Origin of the sequence: Microtetraspora malaysiensis (genome assembly GCF_050947145.1) — a bacterium.
In the GTDB taxonomy this organism is placed as follows: Bacteria; Actinomycetota; Actinomycetes; order Streptosporangiales; family Streptosporangiaceae; genus Microtetraspora_A; species Microtetraspora_A malaysiensis.
In genome coordinates this window covers 1,391,202-1,413,366 of sequence record NZ_CP191998.1, presented here as the reverse complement: position 1 = coordinate 1,413,366, position 22,165 = coordinate 1,391,202, and the positions used below count along the sequence as shown (strand labels likewise).

Below are 22,165 nucleotides of genomic sequence, written 5' to 3'. Positions count from 1 at the left end.
GATCAGGCGGCGGCGCCGCGGAAACGGGCCACGGCCACCCCACCGGAGACCCAGTGCCCGGTGCACGTGAAGGGCTCGGGGAGCAGGTCGTCACCCCATCCGGTGGCCTCCATCTTCCTGGTGTAGCCGACCACCCAGAGCGTCCGCACGCCGTCCAGCCGGGCCGCGGCGACCCGGCGGCCCACGTCCAGCCCGGAGAAGCTGCCATCCGTTTCGGGTGATCTGCGGAGCAGCACGTCGTCGAGGCGGTCGAAGACGCCCGGGTAGACGGCGGTGTACTTGCGCACCAGCCCCGGCGCGAAGGCGACCGCGTCGCCCGGCCGCGCCGCCCGCTCCAGCACCGCCATGAGCGGCTCCGGGTTGTCCATCCGGCCGTCGGGCCCTCGGGTCGCCAGGTGGCCGGGCGCCGCCAGGCCGAACCCCACCGCGAGGAGCGGGACCACGAGGGCGCGCGGCAGTGCGGCGAGCCCGGCCCCGGCCAGCAGGGCGGCGGCGGGCACGCAGCACAGCACGTAGCGGAAGACGAAGTACGGGTGGACCGCCCACGACACCGTCAGCAACGCGAGCGGGGCCAGCAGCAGCCAGGGCAGCGCCACCCGCGCCACGGCTCCGCATCGGGCCGCGCCGTACAGCGCGAGCCCGAGGACCAGCGGCGCGAGACCCGGCCACGCCGAGCCGGTCACCCCCAGGTCGCCGAAGAGCCTGATCGCGAGCAGGCGCACGTCCTCGGGGCCGGGTGAGCGGATCCAGCCGACCTGCGCGCTCTGTCTGGACGCGAACCAGGCCAGCGGCAGCACCGCCGCCAGCGCCGCACCCGCCGCCGCGCACCAGGGCGCGAGGATCCGCCGCGGCGCGGCCCGGCCCCGCCGCGCTTCCATGAGGGCGTACACCCCGTGGCCGCCGGCGACCAGGAAGGCGAACAGGTTCAGGTAGGCCAGCCCGGTCAGGGCGGCGCCGTACAGGAGAAAGCGCCGCCGGGAAGGGGCGCGGGCCGCGCGCACCAGCAGCAGGGTCACCCCGACCGTCGCGGCCATGGTGAGCGCGTACGGCCGGGCCTCCTGGACGTAGCGGGAGAGGATCGGCGTCACCGCGAGGAGCAGCCCGCCGTACAGACCGGCTCGGGGATGGCCCAGTTCGCGCCCCAGGACGGCGAGGCCGCTCGCGGCCAGCGCCCCGGCGAGCACCGAGGGCAGGCGCAGCGCCACGTCGCCGGTGCCGAACAGGGCGCTCACCACGTGCATGAACGCGTAGTAGACGCCGTGGACGGCGTCCACCTGGCGCAGCAGGTCCAGCATCTCGGCGGGCGTGCGGGTGACCGCGCTGACCGTGGCCGCCTCGTCCCGCCAGACGGGCGGCCGGTTCAGCCCCCACAGCCCGGCGATCAGGGCGGTCAGCGCGGGCAGCCCGGGGAGCAGCAGGCCGGCGCGGCGCGCCCGGGACGGCGCGAAGGGGCGCGTGAGCGCGCCGGTCGAGAGCAGGCTCATTCGGGCTCCATCAGCATCCGGTCCACGACGCGCTGGGACGCCTGGCCGTCGTCGTAGGGGCAGAACCGCACCACGAAGTCCCGGTATCCCGCGGAGGCGCGACCGTGGGGGCCCCCGTAGAGGTCCCGGTCCTCGCACTCGGTCCCGGGCTCCACGGGATCCGCCCGGTGCCTGCCGCGCCCGCCGCCGGGGATCCCGTGGGCCGCAAGGTGCGTGCCGCGGCCTCCGAGCGCCGCGCGGACCGCGTCGACCACCCCGTCGGAGGTACGGACGATCGGGCCGGGGGCTTCCTTCTCGAAGTCGAAGTAGAAGCCCCGGACCTGGTCGCGGTACCGCTCCAGGTCGTAGGCGAAGAAGACCATGGGCCGTCCAGTGCAGGCGAAGTCGAACATCGCCGACGAGTAGTCGGTGATGAGTACGTCCGTGACGGCCAGCAGGTCCGCCATGTCGGGAAATCTGGAGACATCGAAGGCGCGCCCGCCCAGCACCGTCGGGCCGGCCTCCGCGATCGCGCGCCCTCGGGCCGTGCCGCCGACGTCCGCAAGGCCGCCAAGGCCACCAACGTCCGCGGCGCCCCCGGCGTACGAGAGCGGCGGCGGCATCGCCATCCGGCCGGCCATCAGGTAGTGGGGCCGGACCAGCAGGACCGTGTCCTCACCCAGAGCCCGGGCGACCCGTTCCGCGTCCAGCGCCAGCCCGGTCCGCCCCCGGCGCGCGTGCTCGTCGTCGCGCCAGGTAGGCGCGTAGAGGACGACGCGCGTGCCGTCGGGAACGCCGAGCGCCCGCCGCACCCGCTCGCCGTGGCCGGGGCGCAACAGCACGTCGTTGCGCGGGTAGCCCGACTCCAGCACCTCGCCGTCGTACCCGAACGCGCCGCGCAGGATCGGCGTGGAGAACGGGTTCGGCGACAGCAGCAGGTCCCACATCGCGGCGTAGCGGTTGAGCCCCTCGTAGATGTCGCGGCTGGCCAGCGGCTTTCCCCTGACGTCGCGGCCCAGTCGCTTGAGCGGGGTGCCGTGCCAGGTCTGCACGAACATCTGGTCCGGCCGCTTCTCGTACCAGGACGGCTGGGTGCGCCGGTTGGCGACGACGAACCGGGCGGTGCCGAGCGCCTCCTCGTGCTCGCGGGAGCCGTACAGCACTGTGCGGACGCCGTCGGGGACGGTGAACTGGCCGTCCCTGGTGGCCCAGACGAGGTCCAGGCCGAGGTCGCGCCGCAGCAGCTCCTCGCACACGGCGCGCGGGTTGCAGGAGTACTGGCCGCCGCCGTAGCTGTCGAACAGCACCGCGTCCCTGATCCGCGAGCGGTGGTGGCGGCGCGCACCGCGCAGCCTGCACAGGGCGTACCTGCCGCGCTCGTCCGGGCGCAGCGCGGGCCTGACCAGCAGCCGCAGCTCCCCGCCCGGTCCGGGCAGGACGGAGATCCGGTGCACGGCGGTCGTGTGCGGCTCCGGCGGCGCGGCGACCAGTTCGGCGGCGAGCGCGAGCGGCCGGTCGCCGAGGAGAACGCGCCACCGCCCGCTGCGCGGCGGCAGCCCGTCCGCCGTGACGCCGACGGTCGCGCTGAACCGCGAGCCGGACCAGTCGACCGGCCACTCGTGCCGCTCACCCGAGTCACCTGAGTCAACCGAGTCGCCGGAGTCGCCGAGCCGGAGCACCACCCGGTCCGTACGGCTTCCGCCCTCGCCGCTCAGGACCAGCTCGTGTGCCTCGGTCCAGCGGACGCCGGTGATCAGGGGGATCGAGTCGGCGGCGCCGGACGCGGGGTCCTCGGCGAGATGACGCCCGGCGACACGCGCCCCCGGCACATCCCCGGACGCGTGAGTGGAGGCGGCGGCCGTGAGGACGAGCCCCTCCTGCGGGGTGAGGGACACGTGGAGGTCGCCGATCCGGAAGGAGCGCTCCCCCGCGTCCCGGTGGCCGCGGGCGCGCTCCGCGCGCTCGACGCCGCGCGTGGACACCTGAGCGCGCAGCGCCCACGTCCCCTCCGGCAGCCGGGCCGGATCGACGTCGGCGACGAACCCGGACCTGTCGTGGGAGACCGCGGACTGGCGGGAGTCCGCGGTCGCGTCGGGCCACTCCGTGCCGCGCGCCCTGAGCGGGATCCGCCGGTCGCCCGATTCGAGCCAGACCTCGATGTCGCAGAGCTTGCTGTCCACCAGGCGCAGGTAGGCGTGCCCGGTGACGCGCAGCCGCTCCCCGGCCGGCCGTACGTCGTCGACCACGACGTGGGCGCGCAGCTCGGGCCCGGCCTCGTAGATCTCGTCCGGCACCCGGGGGTCGTCGAGGAGGGGGTAGTCGAAATACCAGGCCGAGCCGCGCCGGACCAGGCCGTGATCGTCGATCTCGGTGCGGGTGAACCGTCGGACGGCGGCCAGCTCCTTGACCATGCCGGTCCGTACGAGATGGATCTGGAGCCGCTGGATCGCGGGCAGCCCGGCGGCCGCGGCCGGGTGGAACGCGTCGAGGGACGCGCGGGCGCTGTCGAACAGCCGCCGCGCGACCCCGGCCCGCGCCGTGGCGAGCATCTCGATGAGGAGGGGGAACTCGGTCTCGGCGATGTGCTGGTCGTGCCGCCGCCACAGCTTGCGCGCGTGCTCGGCCAGGAAGGCCGAGACGGTCGCGGCCGAGGCGAGCGACCGGGCGACTCGCTCGGGGTCGCCCCGGCGGTCCCGGGCCGAACCGGGCCGGGCGCGCCAGAGATACACGGGATCGGCGAGCACGTCGGTCGCGGAGGACAGGACGTGCGCCGGGATCGCGACCGGCGCGTCCTCGTACGGCCCCTCCGGGAAGGTGAAGCCGTGCGCGTCCCAGAAGGAGCGGCGGAACACCTTGTTGACGACGTGCCGGTCCTGGATCAGCTCGCGGTGCGCGCGGATGTGCGTGCGCGGCACGGTCGCGCCGAATCCGGGGACCACGGAGCGGGCCTTGACCGTACCGTCGCGGCGGATCCGGGTCACCGCGCCGCAGGCCAGGTCGGACCCGGTCTCGTCGAGCGTCTCGACCATGAGGCGGTAGGCGTCCGGCGGAACCAGGTCGTCACCGTCGGCGAACGCGAGGTAGTCGCCGGAGGCGCGGGCGATCCCTGCCTCCCGCGCCGGGCCCGGCCCACGGTTCGGCCCGCGGACGACCGTGAATCTGGAGTCGGCGGCGGCGAGCGCCGCGGCGACCGACGGCCCGCCGTCGGTGGAGCCGTCGTCCACGAGGATGTACTCGACGTCCGTGAGCGTCTGCGCGCGCAGCGAGGCGAGGCACTCCGTGAAGTGCTCCTCCACGTCGTGGAACGGGACGATCACCGAGAGTCTGGGAGCCGTACGCACGCGGTCAGGATGCCCCGTGATCACCCGATGGAGCCGTGCGCACGTCGGTCGCCTTACCGTCGCTTGAATCATCCTTGACCATGTCCCGCCGCGCGTCGCGCTAGACCCGCTCAGGCGTCCCGTCCACGATCTCGCCGAAGACCCGGTCGACGACCCGGCGGGCGGCCCGGCCGTCGTCGAGCGGGCAGAACTTCGTCACGAAATCGTGGTACAGCCCGGCGTACTTGGCCGCCACCTCGGCCACGTCGGCGACCGCCGCGGCGACCTCGTCCGTGGTGGTGAGCAGCGGCCCCGGCGCCTCGGCCTCGAAGTCGAACGGGAACCGGCCCGCCCACTCGTCCACGTCGTCCGCGAAGAACAGCATGGGCCGGCCGGTGAGCGCGAAGTCGAACATCGCCGACGAGTAGTCGGTGACCAGGACGTCCACGAGCGGGTAGAGCTCGCGGACGTCGGGGTGGGCGGACACGTCGTGGACGCCGTCGCCGAAGCCGGTCACGGGGGCCTGCGCCGCCAGGGAGGGATGCCTGCGCACGAGCACGATGTGATCGTCGCCGAGGGCCGCCCGCAGCCGGTCGAGGTCGAGCCGCGGCTTCTCGCGGGCGGGACGCCGGGCCGGGGCGTACAGGACGACCTTCCTGCCCTCGGGCAGGCCGAGGCGGCGGGCGGTCTCGGCGGCGACGGCGTCCCGGCCGGGAGCGCTGAGGAAGTCGTTGCGCGGCAGCCCGGTCTCCAGGATCTCGCCCTGGAAGCCGAGCGCGTCCCGCAGCAGCGGCGTGCAGCGCGGCCCCGGTGAGAGCAGGTGGGTCCACCGCCCCACGTCGCGCTCCGCCCGCGTGGGGACGCAGCAGTTCCGGGTCTGCAGCACGGTCTGCCCCGGACGCGGCTCGAACCACGGGGGCAGGTGGTCGTCGACGACGATGTACCGGCAGCGCGCCAGCGCCTCGTAGTACTCGCGACCGGCGGTGCGGACGGGCTCGACCCCGGGCGGCAGCGCGACCTGCCCGTCGCGGACGTTCCACAGGAACGCGAGGTCGGCGCCCCGGTCGCGAAGCTCCTCGTACACGGCGCGCGGGCTGCCGGAGAAGCGGCGGCCCGCGTGGCTGCTGAAGAACACCTCGGCGCGGAGCGGACGCTCCCGCATCGCCGGGTACACCTCCAGGCGCAGGGCGCGCTGCGCCTTCTTGCCGCGCTCGCTCGGCGCCAGGTCACTCCCCACGGACAGCACGGCGCGTCCGGCGTCGTCGGCGGCCAGCTCGAACCTCCGCCGGGCCGTCTCCAGCACGAGCGGGAAGTCCGGCTCGAACTCCAGCGGCAGGTCGCGCCCTCCGGCTCGCACGGCGAGGCCGTACCGGCCCTTGGGCAGCGGCAACGGCCCGGCCGGGGTGTCCAGGGCCTCGGGCGCGAGCAGGCCGCCGAAGCGGGCGCCGCCGCCGTCCATCGGGACGAGCCGCTCGACGGAGCGGTCCGGCGCCGCGACGACGAGGGCGCGCGGCCCCTCCTGCGGCTCGGCGAACCCGCCCTCGATCAGCAACTCGCCCCCGGCCAGCCACTCGACGTACTCGGCGTACGCGGCGGCGGCCTGATCCCTGAGCACGAGCTCCCCGGAGGGGTCCCGCAGGACGACGATCTCCCGGTCGCCGCGGCCGACCCGGCGCGGGGCGAGCTCTTCGGCCACGGTCACGGGCGTCACCTCGCCGCCCGCGCGGTCCACGGTGGCCCGCCACCGTACGGGCAGGTCGAGCAGCCCGGCGTCGACGCCGCCGAGGGCGAACCTGCGCGCCGGGAGGAGGGCGGCCAGGTCCACCTCGACCTCGAACGTCCGGCCGTCGGTGCTGACGGGGGCGGCCAGCGGCACGCCACCCGGCTCACGGGCGAGGCGCAGCACCGGCTGCGGCCCCAGCTCGCCCACCACCTCTCCCCGGAGGAGCAGCCGCCCCTCCCGTATGGCGTGGCCGGTGACCCGCGCCGCCTCGCGCTCGACCCGCAGGACGAGCGCGCCCGCCTCGGTCAGCGCGGGCGTGACGTAGTGCCCCGGCAGCGCGGGCTCCAGGCTCCGGGCCCCCGCGTGGTCGGCGAACGAGGCGCCCGGGTCGGCGAGCGGCCCGCGCCGCATGAGTCCGCGGTGCATCACGTGCAGCTCGACCCGCCACCGCGCGCCGCCCTCGCTCGCGTCGGCGAGACGGCGGGGATCGACGGCGAGCCGGAACCCGCCCCAGTCACGGCGGCCGCGGGGCCTGCCCCGCCGGGTGAAGATCGCGGTACGGGTGACGGCGGCGGGGACCCGGACCCGGCGGCCGCTCCCCTCCTGCACGAGGGTCGCGAAGACCTGCTGGTGGAAGCGCCGGGTCGGCCGCAGGTGCCGGATCGTCACCCGTCCCTCGACGACCAGCCTCCCCTCCTCCCACCGCACCCGGTCGAGGCGGGTCACCGGCGACAGCTCGCCGCGCAGCCGCGACACCTCGGCGGGGACGTCCCGCCGGTTCAGGAGCGGCGTGTCGAGGTAGTGGCCGCGCAGCCGCCGTACGACCTGCTCGCCGGGGTGCGCCCGGCTCTCCCACTCCATGACCGCGAGCAGGTCGGCGAGCCGCCGCTCGCCGACCAGATGCCACTTGAGCCGCCGCGCGGCGGGCAGCGCGGCGAGGACGGACGGCGCGACATCCGCGAGGTAGGCGCCGGCGAGGTCGAGGAACCGGGCCTGGAAGGCGTCCGAGGCGGCGTCCACGACATCGAGGAAGTTCACCATGTCGTGGTCGAGCACGACATGGTCCCAGGCCGGGATGTGCTTCTCCAGGCCGTGCTCGACGAGGAACCGCCGCACCGAGGCCACCGCAGCGAAGCGGTCCGCAAGTCCCCTGACATGGCTCTTGTCCTGGGTGATCGACGGCCGGCCGCCGTCGCGCTCGCGCCACAGGTAGACGGGCGCGGGCAGCATGTCCACCGAGCGCGCCAGGAAGTGCCCGGTCAGCGCCACCGCGATGTCCTCGTACAGCATGCCCTCGGGAAAGCGGAGGCCGTGCGCGTCCCAGAACGAGCGGCGCCACATCTTGTTGGTGACCAGCCGGTCCTTCAGGAGCACGGGCCGGACGCTGACGTGGGTGGCCGCCGCCGGTGCGACGAAGATCTCCCGGTGCATCGCGGACTGCCGGGCCCCGCGCGGGTTGAACCGCCGGACGTTCCCCGTCGCCAGGTCGGAGCCGGTACGGCGCAGCTCGGCCAGCAGGTACTCGACCGCGTGGAGCGGGAGCAGGTCGTCGGCGTCGAGGAAGCAGACGAACTCCCCGGTCGCGTGGCGCAGGCCGGCATTGCGCGCCGCCCCCAGCCCCGCGTTGGCCTGCCGCAGCAGCCGGAACCGGGGGTCGCGCTCGGCGTAGCGCCGGGCGACGGCGGCGCCGCCGTCGGTCGAGCCGTCGTCCACCATGACGGCCTCCAGGTCGTGCCACGTCTGCGCGGCGACCGACTCCAGGCAGGCCTCCAGGTACGGTTCCACGTCGTAGATCGGGATGATGACGCTCACGCGGGGCACGGAGGGGTCCTTCGAAGTCGTCGGACGTCGTCTCTCCCGGGGCCGCTGCCGGGCGCGGTCACGCCCGGCCCCGTTGCGCCGCGGGCCACGGCAGCGCGACCGGGCGGGCGACCCGGCGCATGACCGGACGCGCGACGCGCCGGATCATGACCCGGGTGGCGCGGCGGCCGGCGTGCCGCCACCACCTGCGCGTCACCTGGCCCCGCGTCGCCTGCCGGCGCCACCGGTTGACCCGGTCCTGCAGCACCAGCGACCTGGCCCGGCACTTCTCCAGCTCGGCCTGCAGCCGTTGCGGGCTGACCGTCGTGGCGGACTCGGCGCGCACGACGCCCCACTTCTCGCCGACGTCCCAGAGCGTGCCGAACACCTCGTGGACCACGTCGTCGAGGTCCTCGTCCGGGTCGGCCACCAGGCGGGCCCGGCTCAGCGCCGCCGTACGCTCCAGCCGGGCGTGGACGACCTCGTCCCGCTCGTCGAGGGCGAGCGACAGCACGCCGAGGGTGTTGCGGTCGGCGAAGGCGATCAACCGGCCCAGCGCGTCCTGGCCGGGCACCCACCCGGCGGGGCAGTGGAACCGGAACGGCGTCGGGAAGCAGGACTCGGGCAGCTCCTCGGTGAGGGTCACCCGGGCGTCCCCCTCGTATCCCGCCCTGATCAGCCGCAGGTCCAGGTCCGGGTCGTCCAGGGGCGTGCGGCAGGCGTCGCCGAGGCGGCTCCACGGCCCGGTGATCCGTACGGACACGTCCGGGGTCCAGCTCGCCAGCAGTCCGTCGACCGTGGCCCTGACGTCTTCGAGCGAGGCGTCCCGGGCGTCCACGACCGCCTCGACGTACGGCACGCGGTAGCCGCGGCCGGGGGTCGTGCGCAGCCAGCGGAAGCTCGGCACCCGCTCGCCGAGGTAGGGCCAGTTGTGCCGCTTCACCTCCTGCTCGCGCCGCATGACGGTGGAGTCGCCGAGGTGCCAGGCGCGGGCGGCCCGGTCCGGGACGAAGACGGCGCCGGCCTGGGCGAGGCGGTAGCCCAGCTCGGTGTCCGCGCCGAGCGGCAGTGACTCGTCCATGCCGCCGGCCGACCGGAACAGCTCCGCCGGGACCGACGCGGAGGCGCCCACGTGGACCGAGAACGCGTCCGCCCCGGCGGTCCGCAGATCGTCGGTGCGGTTCCAGCGCTTCTCCGTCCACTGCGGCGTGCTGTCCTCCTCGTGGAACAGCTTGGCGACCGCGCCCGCCTCGGTGGCGACCAGGACCTCGTTCGGCGTCAGCTCACCCGGCCGCCACTCCACGAACCTCAGATGGCCGAGCACGACGAGGTACCCGGCGAGGTGGTGCCAGCGCATGTGCGCCTCGACGTGCCCGGGGAAGGGCACGACGTCGTCGTCCATCCAGTGGACGACATGGCCCTCGGCCGCCGCCGCGCCCAGGTTGCAGGCGTGCGGCTTGCCCCACCGCCCGTCCTCCGGGCGGAGCAGCCGCGTGCGCTCCGGCCGGATTTCGGGGAGCCGGGCGATCGGCCGCTCCCCGTCGTCCACGACGATCACTTCGAGCAGGTGGCGGGGGTAGGTCTGGGCGGCCAGAGCGGCCAGGGTCAGGGGAAGAATGTCACCGGTGCCGCTGGTCGGGACCACCACGCTCACCGAGAGACAGGGCGTCCACTCGCCCGGCTCGGGAACGCCGTCGAGGACGCCGTGGTCGTTGGCCGGGATGCGCGGCTGCCGGATCGGGGATGTCACGGTTCCTGCCTCCAGTAGCCCACATGGGGCGTCGAAGCGCTTTCCATCAGTTGGTTGAAATGAAGCCCGCGCCACTGCTCCTGGTACGACTTGAGGAACGCCTGGACGGGGTGTCTCCAGGTGTGCGTCCGGGACTGGCGCCGGCGCAGGACGTAGTTGAGGCCGTGGGTGCGGTAGATCCGCCCTCCTGCGGCCTCCACGGACTCCAGGAGCTGGCCGTCCACCGTCTTGGCGATGGGGCGGAACCCGCCGACGGTCTCGAACATCTCGCGGGTGACCAGCATGGTCCCGCCCGCCACCAGCGAGGTGAACCGCTCGGTGCCGAGACGGCGGCGGACGGTGGTGTTGATCGGCTCCAGGTAGACGAACTCGGCGGCCGACCCGACCAGCTCGGCCCCCGAGTACCGCTGGGCGAGCAGGAGGTCGGCCAGATGGTCGGGGCCGTACCAGTCGTCGTCGTCCACCTTGGCGAGGAACGACCCGGACGCGACGGCGGCTATGCGGTTCAGCAGCTCGCCGAACGGCACGCCCGCCGCGGCCTCGACGACCGTGATCCGCAGCGACGAGTCGGCGATCGCCCCCTGGACGCCGGCCTCCCTGGCGGAGAACCCGTGCAGCCCGAGGATCACCTCGGCGCGCACCCCGCGCTGCCGTTCCATCTGTTCCAGGGCGAAGGCGACCATGTCCTTGCGGCACGTGCACAGCAGGACGGAGACGGGCGGCTCGTGGGGCAGCGCCAGCCCGGCCGAGACGGCGATGTTCCGCCAGCGCGGGATCGCGCCGTGCGTCCGCAGCGCGGCCCGCCGGAGGCGCACGCTGATCTCCTCGCGCCGCAGCTCGGACCCGAGCTGCTCCTCGTCCACGGCCGCGAGCGCGTCGGACAGCTCCGCGCCGAGCGCCGGGTCGGCGATCCTGTCGGCGTTGAGGATCACCGGGATGCCGGCGGCGGCGAGCCCGGCGACGATCCGCGCCCGGACCAGGCCGTCTGCCTCCACCCCGTGGACGGCGACCCCGACCGCGTCGCGGAGCCGGGCGACGTCGACGTCCGTCAGCTCTCCCTCGGGGGACAGCCGGACCAGCTCGTCCAGCCCGCTGGTGATCGAATACCCGCCGGCCCGGCCGGTCAGCGTGGCGACCGGCCCCTTGGCGTTCTGGCGGAACCCGATGGGGTTGACGACGGTCTCGTCCACCGGCGGGAGCAGGTCGGGGTACGCGGGGCCGTCCAGGACGGCGGTCAGCGGCGCCCGGTCGGCGACCGGGATCCGCGCGTCCGGCCACGGCCGCGCCGACCGTTCGACGACCCGGAGCACCAGGTCGCAGCCCGGGGCGTCCCGCCGCTCCGTCACGGGCCCCTCCACCGCGGTCAGGGTTACGTTCGGATCGCCGGGCCGCCAGCCGCAGGCGCTCTCGCCGGCCAGGCCGACCACCGGCTGGGCCAGGTGGCGCCGTCCCCCGAGCATGCCGTACAGGATGTGGGTGAGGACCTCGCCGCCGGGCACCGGCGCGGAGAACGTCGCCTCCACGCGCCAGCCGCGCCTGCGCCGCGCGATCCGCAGATCGGCGAGGAGGTGCCAGGCGGGGCTCTGCCCCGCGACGGGGAGCGGCTGGGCGGCCCACGGCGGCGCCTCCGCGATGACGACGCACACCTGGGTCGCGTCCGGGACCAGCGCCCCGAACGGCGCGGCCCGGCGCAGGTCGGCCGGTGTCCTGGCGGCGACGACGGCGCGCTCGACCGCTTCCCGGGGCGGGGGCTGGCCGGGGTCGGCGCCGTCCAGAACGGTCCAGGGGCCGGGGAAGTCCTCGCAGACGCGATCGAGCAGGGCCGGGTGGGAGCCGAACCCCAAACAGCCTCCCCAGGTCGCGCCCATGGTGCCCACCACCTCCAGGAGTGCCGGATTGCGTCGTTCTGACGCCCGAGCCAGCATCGCGAAGGGCACTCCGGGACCGACCGTATACCTCCGATCCTTGGGGCAACATTTACCGCCACTGGAGACGGGGAATACGCCGCGGCGGCCGTCGTGGGCGGCATTCGCCCCCGATCTGGCATGGAGGGAGTTTCGGCAGGTCAGCCGGGCTTTTGCGGGGATTGGATGGTGTGGGCGTTCGGTCCCCTTCCAGAGGATTGCCAGGTGGACACGTTACGATGCCGCATTACAAACCCCCGAGGAGCACCACTATGGCATTGCATCGTTTAGCACCACTTGCCGCCATTTGTGCGCTAACCCTGTCGGCCACCCTCACCGCACCCGCCCAGGCCCAGGTTCAGACGCACTCCACGGCCACGCAGCAGCGGGCCGCGGAGCCGTACTGCGAGACGCACAAATGCATCGCCCTCACCTTCGACGACGGTCCCGCCGAATACACGAACGACCTGTTGAAGGTGCTGAAGAAATACAAGGCGAAGGCGACGTTCTTCCTCATCGGCAACCGGGTGCAGAAGCATCCGAAGGTGACGAAGAACATCGCCAAGGGCGGCCATGAGGTGGGCAACCACACCTGGAGCCACAAGTACCTGACCGACCTGGAGTACAAGGCCATTTACTCCGAGGTGAAGAAGGGTCAGGACGCCATCAAGAAGGCCACCGGCAAGACGCCGGTGCTCTTCCGTGCCCCCGGCGGGCTGATCAACGATGGCGTCCGCACGATCATCGGGAAGTTCGGGATGGTCCAGATCCCGGGCACGGTGGCCACACAGGACTACATCAAGGACTATCGCGACGTCGAGTTCCTGACGGGCCGCGCCCTGGACATCGCCGACCAGGACGAGGTCATGCTGATGCATGAGACCGTCAAGGAGACCATCGAGTCCCTGCCCGCGGTGCTTGAAGACCTGACCGCCCAGGGCTACTCGTTCGTGACGGTCTCCAAGCTGCTCGAAGGCCAGAAGCTGACCCCGGGAGAGAGCTATCCCGACCAGCTCCCGATGAGCGGCGACTGATCCCTCCGCCCGCGCGTACGGCGGAAGGCCGCGCCGGGGAGGGCACGGACGGGACGTCGTCCCGCTCGTGCCCTCCCCGGCGCGACACGAGCCTCTCCCCCGGCCGCCGCCCGGCCCTTCTCAGAGCCGTCAGGCGGCGGCGATCCCCCGCGAGCGCGGGGTCACTCCCACTCGATGGTGCCCGGGGGCTTGCTGGTGACGTCCACGACCACCCGGTTGACCTCGCGCACCTCGTTCGTGATGCGGGTCGAGATCCGGGCGAGCACGTCGTACGGCACGCGAGACCAGTCGGCGGTCATCGCGTCCTCGGACGTGACCGGCCGGAGCACCACGGGGTGGCCGTAGGTGCGGCCGTCGCCCTGGACGCCGACCGAGCGGACGTCGGCGAGCAGCACGACCGGGCACTGCCAGATCTCCCGGTCGAGGCCGGCGCGGGACAGTTCCTCGCGGGCGATCGCGTCCGCCTCGCGCAGGATGTCGAGCCGCTCGCGGGTCACCTCGCCGATGATCCGGATGCCCAGGCCGGGGCCGGGGAACGGCTGCCGCCACACCATCGCGGCAGGCAGACCGAGCTCCTCGCCGGCCCGCCTGACCTCGTCCTTGAACAGCGTCCGCAGTGGCTCGACCAGCGCGAACCGCAGGTCCTCGGGCAGGCCGCCCACGTTGTGGTGGGACTTGATGTTGGCCGTGCCGGTGCCGCCGCCGGACTCGACGACGTCGGGGTAGAGCGTGCCCTGGACGAGGAAGTCGACCGGCCCGTCGGCCAGGATCGCCCGCTGCTCGTCCTCGAAGACCCGGATGAACTCGCGGCCGATGATCTTGCGCTTCTCCTCCGGGTCGACCACCCCGGACAGCGCCTTGAGGAATCGCTCCTCGGCGTCCACCACCCGCAGCTTGACGCCGGTCGCCTCGACGAAGTCACGCTCGACCTGCTCGGCCTCGCCCTTGCGCAGCAGGCCGTGGTCGACGAACACGCAGGTCAGCCGGTCACCGATGGCCCGCTGCACAATCGCGGCGGCGACCGCCGAGTCGACCCCGCCGGACAGCGCGCAGATCGCCCGGCCGTCCCCGACCTGCTCACGCACGGCGGTGATCGCGTCGTCCACGATGTTGAGCATGGTCCACGTGGGACGGCAGCCGGCCGCCTCCAGGAAGTGCTTCATGACGGCCTGGCCGTGCTCGGAGTGGAGCACCTCGGGGTGGAACTGCACGCCGTAGAACCCGCGCTCGGGGTTCTCGAAGCCGGCCACCGGGGTGTCGGTGGTCGAGGCGGTCACCGTGAACCCGGCCGGGGCGGCCACCACGGAGTCGCCGTGCGACATCCAGACCTGCTGGACCGGCGGGAGTCCGGCGAAGAGCGCGCCTCCCTGCACGACCTTGAGCTCGGTGCCGCCGAACTCGGCCGCGCCGGTCTTGGCGACCTCGCCGCCCAGGGCCAGGGCCATCGCCTGGAAGCCGTAGCAGATGCCGAAGGTCGGTACGCCGGTCTCGAACAGGCCCTCCGGGACGGCCGGGGCTCCCTCGGCGTACACCGACGACGGCCCGCCGGACAGGATGATCGCCTTCGGCTTTCTGGCCATCATCTCCGCGACCGGCATCGTGGACGGCACGATCTCGGAGTAGACGTGGCACTCACGCACTCGTCGCGCGATCAACTGCGCGTACTGCGCGCCGAAGTCGACGACAAGGACAGTGTCGAACTCAGACACCGGAAGGACCCCCAAAGGCTGCGAGCGGTACGTCCAGTCTATCGGCGGCCTCCCGGCGCCCGGCCCACGTACGGTTCCCCCGGGGACGGGGATCGTCGCTGATCGCCCGGGGTGCGGCGGGGTCCTACACCAGCTGGGCGGCCAGGGCCGGATAGTCGGTGTATCCGCGGTGGTCGCCGCCGAAGGCGGTGGCGAAGTCGGGCTCGTTGAGCGACGCGCCGAGCCGGAGCCGCAGCGGCAGGTCGGGGTTGGCCAGGAACGCCGAGCCGAACGCGACCAGGTCGGCGCCCCACTCCAGCCGCCGGGAGGCGGTGGTGGCGGGGTCGCCGGCGCCCGGCTCGTTCACGATCAGCGTGTTCGGCCAGAGCTCACGGATCCGCCGGTCGAGGCCGTCGTCGCCGGACGTCATCAGGTGCACGTAACCCAGGTCGAGGCCGGCCAGGGCGGCCACCAGGGCCGGGTAGACCTCGTGCGCGTCCTCCTCGGCCAGGCCCTGGGAGCCGTTCGCCGGCGAGAGGCGGATGCCGACCCGGGACGCGCCGATCGCCTCCGCCGCCGCCTCTGCGACCTCGACGGCGAACCGGATCCGGCCGGCCACCGAGCCGCCGTACCGGTCGTCGCGCAGGTTGGCGTTCTGCGACAGGAACTGGTGGATCAGGTAGCCGTTCGCGCCGTGCAGCTCCACGCCGTCGAACCCGGCGTCGACCGCCCGCCGGGCGGCGTCCGCGAAGTCCCGCACGGTCGCCTCCGTCTCGGCGAGGGTCAGCGCCGCCGGCACCGGGTAGTCCTGCAGGCCGGTGTACGTGTGGATCTGCCCCGGGGCCGCCACGGCCGAGGGCGCGACGGGCAGCAGGCCGGTGTTGTCGGGGTGGCCGACCCGGCCGGCGTGCATGATCTGGGCGAAGATCCGGCCGCCCGCCGCGTGGACGGCGCCGGTCACATCCCGCCAGCCGGCCACCTGCTCGTCGGTGTGCAGTCCGGGGGTGTTCACGTACCCCTTGCCGGCCGCGCTCGGCTGGACACCCTCGCTGATGATCAGGCCGGCCGACGCCCGCTGGGCGTAGTAGAGCGCGGCCAGGGAGGCGGGGACGCCGTCCGCGTGCGCGCGGGAGCGGGTCATGGGTGCCATGGCGAGGCGGTTGTGCAGCGGCAGGCCGGCGAGGTCGTACGACGTGAACAACATGCTAGATCCTTTCTTGGTCGGCCAACTTGTGCGGCCAAGAAATACTTCTACATCTTGGCTGGCCAACTTGCAAGAGGTAGGCTGATCACCGGAGGGAGGCCGACATGGCGGAGTCGGTGATGTACGAGGCGACCATGGAGCCCGGGTCGCTCCCGGTGGCAGAGGATCACAACGGGCTGAGCTGCCTCATGGCCAAGGCCGCGCTGGGCCATCGCGTCCTGCTCGCCGGCCTGCTGGCCGAGATCGATCTCTACCCCGGCCAGGACCGGGTGCTGCTCGCCCTGTGGGAGCACGGCCCGCAGTCGCAGAACAAGCTCGCCGCCCTGCTCGGCATCGACGTCTCGACAATGACCAGGAGCCTGCAACGCCTGGAGCGGAGCGGTTTCGTCAACCGCTCCCCGTCCCCGGCCAACCGGCGGGTCAGCATGGTGAGCACCACGCCCAAGGGCGACGCCCTGCGGCCGGAGGTCATCCGCGTCCTCGGCGAGGTCCACCGGCGCATGGTCGAGGGGCTCACCGCCGAGGAGGTCGCCACGCTCTGCGCGCTGCTCGGCGTGGTGCGCGACAACGTGTGCGGCGACGAGGCGTGCGACGTCGGCCCCTGCTGACGCCGGGGGGCTTCGCGAGGACCGCAGCGAAGGCCCCGCGAAGTGACCGAACGGCCGATAGCTAGGTGATGTCCACGATGGGCAGGCGTAGCGCGCCGGGAGCGGCTGCCGGGACGACCGGGCGGCGCGGGGCGACCGGCGCGATCCGCGCGTAACGCGTGCCGAGCGCGGGACGCGGGTCGGGGTCGCCCTTGTTGGGCCAGAACGCCATCGCCCGCTCCGCCTGGGCGGTGATCGTGAGCGACGGGTTCACGCCGGGGTTGGCCGAGACCGCCGACCCGTCCACCACGTGCAGGCCCTCGTAACCGTAGAGCCGGTGGTAGGGGTCGATCACGCCGGTCTCCGGCGAGTCCCCGATCGCGCAGCCGCCGAGGAAGTGCGCGGTCGCCGGGATGTCGAACAGGTCCAGCCAGGCCCCGCCCGCGATGCCACCGATCTCCTCGGCCGCGAGCCGCGCCGCCCGGTGCCCGGCCGGGAGCCAGGTCGGGTTCGGCTCGCCGTGGCCGGGCCCGGCGCGCAGCTTCCCCCGGCGCATCGAGAGCGTGATCGAGTTGTCCTTCGCCTGCATGACCAGGGCGATGATCGCCCGCTCCGACCACCGGCGGAGATTGAACAGGCGCGGCACCAGATGCGGGCGGCGCGCCGCCTCGCCGAGGAACCGCAGCCAGCGGGGCGCGCCGCCGCCGTCGATCAGCAGCGTGCGCAGCAGGCCCATCGCGTTCGAGCCGTCGCCGTACCGGACCGGCTCGACGTGCGTGTGCGCGTCGGGGTGGAACGAGGACGTGATCGCCACGCCGTGGTTGAGCTTGTCGCCCTTCGCCGACGGCCGCTCGAAGCCGAGCAGGGCCTCGGAGTTCGTCCGCGTCAGCGTGCCGAGCCGGGGCGAGATCCGCGGCAGCGTGCCCCCGCGCAGGCGGTGCAGCAGCCGCTGCGTGCCGTACGTCCCGGCGGCGAAGACGACCTGCCGGGCGGTGAGGACCCGGCGCACGCGTGGGGAGCCGGTCCTCGTGACGGAGACGGCGTAGCCGCCCTCGACCGGGCGCACGCCGGTGACCGTGGCCTCGGGGTGGACCCGCGCGCCCGCCCGCTCGGCCAGGTACAGATAGTTCTTGATCAGCATGTTCTTCGCGCCGTGACGGCACCCCGTCATGCACTCGCCGCACTCCGTGCAGCCGCGGCGGCGCGGCCCGGCCCCGCCGAAGTACGGGTCCGCCACCTCGACGCCGGGCTTGCCGAAGAACACCCCGACGGGAGCGAGGCGGAAGGTGTCGCCCACCCCCATGCGCCCGGCCACGGCGCGCATCACCTCGTCCGCCCTGGTGAGCGTCGGGTTGCGCACCACGCCGAGCATGCGGGCGGCCTGGTCGTAGTACGGCGCCAGCTCGGCCTTCCAGTCGGTGATGCCGCTCCACTGCGGGTCGCGGAAGAACGGGTCGAGCGGCTCGTACAGCGTGTTCGCGTAGACGAGCGAGCCGCCGCCCACGCCCGCCCCGGCGAGGACCATCACGCCGTTCTTACCGCCGATCACGTGGACGCGCTGGATGCCCTTCAGGCCGAGTGCCGGCGCCCACAGGAAGTCGCGCAGCCGCCACGACGTCTTCGGCAGCGTGCTCTCGTCGAAGCGGCGGCCCGCCTCCAGAACGGCGACGGAGTACCCCTTCTCGGTCAGCCGGAGGGCGGCGACGCTGCCGCCGAACCCGGAGCCGATGACAACGACGTCGTAGTCCACCGCTTCCTCCTCGCCCGTCCTGCCGACCACCGCGTCCGTCACTTCAGGTGGAGCTTCCTCATCATCTTCAACAGCCCGGCCAGGGTGTCGGCGTACCGGTCGTACGTCATACCCAGGACCGGGTCGAACCCGAGCCAGGACGCCTGACCGGCGACGGTCTGCGACTCGGTGTACTTCAGCAGGCCCTCGGCTCCGTGCCGGCGCCCGAGGCCGGAGGACTTCATGCCGCCCATCGGGGCGTCGTAGGAGGCGTAGGCGGCGGCGTACCCCTCGTTGATGTTGACCGTACCGGCCTTGATCCGCGCGGCGAGGGAGCGGCCGCGGGCGAGGTCGCGGGTCCAGACCGACGCGTTGAGGCCGTAGAGAGTGTCGTTGGCCATCGCGACGACCTCGTCCTCGTCGCGGAAGCGGTACAGCGCCACGACCGGGCCGAAGGTCTCGTTGCCGCACACGTCCATCTCGTCGGTGACGCCGGCGAGCACGGTCGGCTCGTAGAACAGCGGCCCGAGGTCGGGGCGGGCCTGGCCGCCGGTGAGCACCGTCGCGCCCTTCTCGACCGCGTCGGCGACGTGCGCGGTCACCGCGTCGAGCTGGCGGGGGAAGGTGAGCGAGCCCATCTGGACCGACCAGTCCAGGCCGGCGCCGATCTTCATGTTCTGGGTCGCCCGGATGAACCGGTCGGTGAACGCGTCGTAGATCGAGTCGTGGACGTAGAGCCGCTCGATCGAGATGCAGAGCTGGCCGGCGTTGGTGAAGCAGGCCCGCAGCGCGCCGTGCGCGGCCCGGTCGAGGTCGGCGTCCTCCAGCACGATCATCGGGTTCTTGCCGCCGAGCTCCAGGGAGCAGCCGATGAGCCGCTTGGCCGCCTCCTCGGCGATCTTGCGACCGCCGCCGGTGGACCCGGTGAACGCGACGTAGTCGGCGCCGTCGATCAGGGGGTCGCCGATGACGGCCGGGTCGCCGGTCACGACCTGCCAGATCTCGCGCGGCATCCCCAGCTCCGCGAGGAGGTCGATCGTCCACAGCGTGGAGAGCGCGGTCTGGCTGTCGGGCTTGTGGACCACGGCGTTGCCCGCGATCAGCGCGGGGACCACGTCGGTCACACCCAGGGAGAGCGGGTAGTTCCACGGGCTGATCAGGGCGACCGTGCCCTTCGGATGGCGCTGCTCGACCACCTGGGTGGCGATCGGGAAGATGCCCTTGCGCTTTCTCGGAGCGAGCAGCCGGGGCGCCTGCCGCGCGTAGTACAGCGCGCACCCGGCGACGTCGAGCACCTCCTCGAAGGCGTGCCGCCGGGCCTTGCCCGTCTCCATCTGGACGATGTCGAGGATCTCCTCGCGCCGGTTGAGTATGGCGTCGTGCAGCCGGAGGAAGGGGGCGATCCGCTCCGCGACCGGCCGCGCCGCCCATGCCTCCTGGGCCGCCCTGGCCGCGGCGTACGCCCGGCGGACGTCCTCGGCCGTCGAGACGGGGAGCTCGACGAGGGTGTCACCGGTGAAGGGCGCGGGGACCTCCACGACCTTCCCCTCCGAGGCGACGTGCCGGACAATGCGCTCAAGCATGCGGGGGTCCATGCCCGGAAGGATATTCGGGAGCAACACTCGTGGCTACTGGTCGGTAGGCAACCATCGGGACACGAGGGTTCCGACCGCTGGGATTACCCGCCAGAATCCAGCTATGCCAGGAAATGTCGAGCCATACGGGAATCTCGCGCCGACCGGGAGCACCGCTCTGTGATGACGGGCCCCGACGTCGCCCCACTGCGGCCGACGGATCCGGGCCGCCTCGGCTCCTACGCCCTCACCGGACGGCTCGGCGAGGGTGGCCAGGGAGTCGTCTATCTCGGTACCGGCCCCGGGGGCGAGCCGGTCGCCGTCAAATGGCTGCGCGGCGACCTCGCGGGCGACCCCTCCATGCGCGAGCGCTTCCTGCGCGAGGCGACCTCCGCCAAGCGCGTGGCGCCGTTCTGCACCGCCCAGGTCATGGACACCGGCGTCGAGCAGGAGCGCCCGTACATCGTCAGCGAGTACATCGAGGGGCTCTCACTGCAGCGGCGCGTGCAGACCTCCGGACCCATCTCCGGCCCGGCGCTGCACCGCCTCGCCGTGGGCACCGCCACCGCTCTCGCGGCCATTCACCAGGCCGGGGTGGTCCATCGCGACCTGAAACCGGCCAACGTCATCATGGGCCCCGACGGGCCGCGGGTAATCGACTTCGGCATCGCCCGCGCGGTGGACTCCTCGCACACGCTCAGCTCGCAGCCGGTCGGCACGCCGTCGTACATGTCGCCGGAGCAGATCATGGGCGAGACGGCCGGGCCGCCCGCGGACCTGTTCGCCTGGGGCTGCACGATCGTCAGCGCCGCCACCGGGCGGGCGCCGTTCGGCAACGACACGATGCCCGCGGTGATCAACCGGATCCTGAACGCCCCTCCCGACCTGGGGAACCTCGACGCGCCGCTGCGCGACGTGGTGACCGCCTGCCTGGCCAAGGACCCGCGGGCCCGGCCCACCGCCGAGCAGGTGCTGCTCCGCCTGCTGCAGAACTCGGCACCCGGCCCGGCCGACCTGAGCGACGCCGCGGCCGCGGCGTCCTCCGGCGGGCCGGCGCCGACGCGCCCCATGCCCGGCGGTCCCCCGATCCCGTCGACGGATCCCGGGGCGTACGGGCACCCGGGACGTCCGTACGCCCCCGGCCCCTACCCTCCCCCTCCCCCGTCGCCGTCGCCGCAGGCCGTCTCGCCGCCCTATCCCGCGGCGTACCGGCCGGGAACCTACCCCACGGCCACCGGCGGACCGGACGGCGGACGCTCCGGTCGCAGAACGGCGCTCGTGGCGGTGACGACGGTGGCCGCGCTCGCCGCCGTCGCCTTGGTGGCCTGGCTCGTGATCCCCGGCGACACGTCCCATCCTCCTGCGGCGTCGTCGGGCGCGGGCACGCCCACCGTCTCGTCGCCCTCGTCGTCGCCGACGACGACGCCCACCCCCACCGTCCCGGCCGTGCCGACGTCCGGGCTGACCAGGGTGAAGCTGCCCGGCGTGCGGGCCACGCTGTACGAGCGCCCGGACGACCCGGTGCGGCTGACCTACTACGAGGTCGAGGACAAGGCCAAGGAAGTCTGGATCAACTACCTCCGGAGCTCGGCGAACGGATCGTTCGCCAAGAACACCAAGTACTGGGAGCAGACGCTCTCCCTGGACGGCAAACTCTCCGCCGGGCGGAGCAAGGAATACACCGATGACGACTACCACGGCGTCGACATCATCACCAGGGCCACCGGCGCCGTCCGCACGGTAAAGACCGTGAAGCACCCCCTGACCTACGAGTACGGCGAGTGGACCCGCACGGGCGACCGCCTCCTGTTCAGCATCAGGAACCCGGGCGGCAACACGTGGACGACCAAGGGGTTCGTCGTGGTCGACATCGCCCGCGGGACGGCCCGGGTGAAGCAGATCAACGACCCGGCCATCAAGGAGGGCCGGTTCTACTGGAACGGCGACGAGACCATGGTCGCCACCTACTTCCGCAGCGGGAAGACCGCCGGGGTCCGCTTCTACGACCTCGACGGAAAGGTCGTCAGGACCCTCGACGGCGTCGGCACGCCGTACAGCACGTCCTCGGGGCTGTTCTCACCGTCCGGCGACGCGATGGTCACGGAGTGCCGGGACGCACGGAGCAAGGTGTGCGTGTGGGACTCCACCTCGGGGGCGGAGACGTCCCGGTTCGGCGCCAGCTGCTCCAAGGTGCTCGGCTGGTGGGACGCGACGCACCTGTTCTGCTGGAACGCGGCCGAATCGGCTGAGAGGAAGGTGATCGTCGTCGATCTCGACGGCTCCACCGTGCGCACCCTGCTGGAGACCACCCAGTCGGACATCCTCGGCCCCTTCTACGTGCGTTCCGGCGGGGGCTGAACCCGCCCGCGGAGTGATCCGTAACTAGGGG

Annotated in this window: 12 protein-coding genes; 3 read left to right on the top strand and 9 right to left on the bottom strand. The window is 73.2% G+C overall.

Annotated elements, in window-relative coordinates; all coding sequences use genetic code 11:
• Window positions 1-2: 2 nt before the first annotated feature.
• From ACQP1V_RS07115 to ACQP1V_RS07095, 5 genes are all read right to left on the bottom strand, one after another.
• The gene (locus ACQP1V_RS07115; protein ID WP_433420029.1) at window positions 3-1,484 is read right to left on the bottom strand and encodes a glycosyltransferase family 39 protein; all 1,482 of its coding nucleotides are present in this window, start codon (window positions 1,482-1,484) and stop codon (window positions 3-5) included.
• The gene (locus ACQP1V_RS07110; RefSeq protein WP_433420026.1) at window positions 1,481-4,804 is read right to left on the bottom strand and encodes a CDP-glycerol glycerophosphotransferase family protein; all 3,324 of its coding nucleotides are present in this window, start codon (window positions 4,802-4,804) and stop codon (window positions 1,481-1,483) included. Before ACQP1V_RS07110 ends, ACQP1V_RS07115 begins: the two co-directional genes overlap by 4 nt.
• Before the next feature lie 100 nt (window positions 4,805-4,904).
• Window positions 4,905-8,327, bottom strand: coding sequence for a CDP-glycerol glycerophosphotransferase family protein (locus tag ACQP1V_RS07105; protein ID WP_433420023.1), 3,423 nt, complete (start codon window positions 8,325-8,327; stop codon window positions 4,905-4,907).
• Window positions 8,328-8,385: 58 nt separating this feature from the next.
• A complete protein-coding gene (locus ACQP1V_RS07100; RefSeq protein WP_433420020.1) occupies window positions 8,386-10,056 on the bottom strand; it encodes a glycosyltransferase family 2 protein in 1,671 nt (556 codons plus the stop codon).
• Window positions 10,053-11,993, bottom strand: a complete 1,941-nt coding sequence (locus tag ACQP1V_RS07095; RefSeq protein WP_433420018.1) for a glycosyltransferase — start codon at window positions 11,991-11,993, stop codon at window positions 10,053-10,055. The genes ACQP1V_RS07100 and ACQP1V_RS07095 overlap by 4 nt, the downstream gene beginning before the upstream one ends.
• Window positions 11,994-12,232: 239 nt before the next feature.
• Between ACQP1V_RS07095 and ACQP1V_RS07090 the strand changes: the two genes are divergently transcribed.
• A complete protein-coding gene (locus ACQP1V_RS07090) occupies window positions 12,233-12,994 on the top strand; it encodes a polysaccharide deacetylase family protein (protein ID WP_387408183.1) in 762 nt (253 codons plus the stop codon).
• Between the two features lie 161 nt (window positions 12,995-13,155).
• On the opposite strand, the gene guaA is transcribed toward ACQP1V_RS07090, so the two are convergent.
• Entirely contained in the window at window positions 13,156-14,703 is a 1,548-nt protein-coding gene (gene guaA, locus ACQP1V_RS07085) for a glutamine-hydrolyzing GMP synthase (RefSeq protein ID WP_433420015.1), read from the bottom strand.
• A 124-nt stretch (window positions 14,704-14,827) separates the two neighbouring features.
• A complete protein-coding gene (locus ACQP1V_RS07080; protein ID WP_433420013.1) occupies window positions 14,828-15,886 on the bottom strand; it encodes an alkene reductase in 1,059 nt (352 codons plus the stop codon).
• Between the two features lie 104 nt (window positions 15,887-15,990).
• On the opposite strand from ACQP1V_RS07080, the gene ACQP1V_RS07075 reads away from it, so the two are divergent.
• On the top strand, window positions 15,991-16,494 hold the full coding sequence (locus tag ACQP1V_RS07075; RefSeq protein ID WP_433420010.1) for a MarR family winged helix-turn-helix transcriptional regulator: 504 nt from the start codon (window positions 15,991-15,993) through the stop codon (window positions 16,492-16,494).
• Between the two features lie 61 nt (window positions 16,495-16,555).
• Here ACQP1V_RS07075 and ACQP1V_RS07070 read toward each other — a convergent pair whose 3' ends face one another.
• A complete protein-coding gene (locus tag ACQP1V_RS07070; protein WP_433420008.1) occupies window positions 16,556-18,265 on the bottom strand; it encodes a GMC oxidoreductase in 1,710 nt (569 codons plus the stop codon).
• Window positions 18,262-19,797: a succinic semialdehyde dehydrogenase gene (locus tag ACQP1V_RS07065; protein ID WP_433420006.1), complete on the bottom strand. Its 1,536-nt coding sequence runs from the start codon at window positions 19,795-19,797 to the stop codon at window positions 18,262-18,264. Before ACQP1V_RS07065 ends, ACQP1V_RS07070 begins: the two co-directional genes overlap by 4 nt.
• A 162-nt stretch (window positions 19,798-19,959) precedes the next feature.
• Here ACQP1V_RS07065 and ACQP1V_RS07060 point away from each other — a divergent pair, with 162 nt between their 5' ends.
• Window positions 19,960-22,134 carry a serine/threonine protein kinase gene (locus ACQP1V_RS07060; protein ID WP_433420003.1) on the top strand — a complete coding sequence of 725 codons (2,175 nt, stop codon included), beginning with the start codon at window positions 19,960-19,962 and terminating at the stop codon, window positions 22,132-22,134.
• Window positions 22,135-22,165 lie beyond the last annotated feature (31 nt).

Excerpts from the sequence above, each read along its gene's own strand:
- ACQP1V_RS07115 (WP_433420029.1), bottom strand. The coding sequence starts at position 1,484 with ATGAGCCTGCTCTCGACCGGCGCGCTCACGCGCCCCTTCGCGCCGTCC.
- ACQP1V_RS07075 (WP_433420010.1), top strand. The coding sequence starts at position 15,991 with ATGGCGGAGTCGGTGATGTACGAGGCGACCATGGAGCCCGGGTCGCTC.
- ACQP1V_RS07090 (WP_387408183.1), top strand. The coding sequence starts at position 12,233 with ATGGCATTGCATCGTTTAGCACCACTTGCCGCCATTTGTGCGCTAACC.
- ACQP1V_RS07065 (WP_433420006.1), bottom strand. The coding sequence starts at position 19,797 with ATGGACCCCCGCATGCTTGAGCGCATTGTCCGGCACGTCGCCTCGGAG.
- ACQP1V_RS07060 (WP_433420003.1), top strand. The coding sequence starts at position 19,960 with ATGACGGGCCCCGACGTCGCCCCACTGCGGCCGACGGATCCGGGCCGC.
- ACQP1V_RS07080 (WP_433420013.1), bottom strand. The coding sequence starts at position 15,886 with ATGTTGTTCACGTCGTACGACCTCGCCGGCCTGCCGCTGCACAACCGC.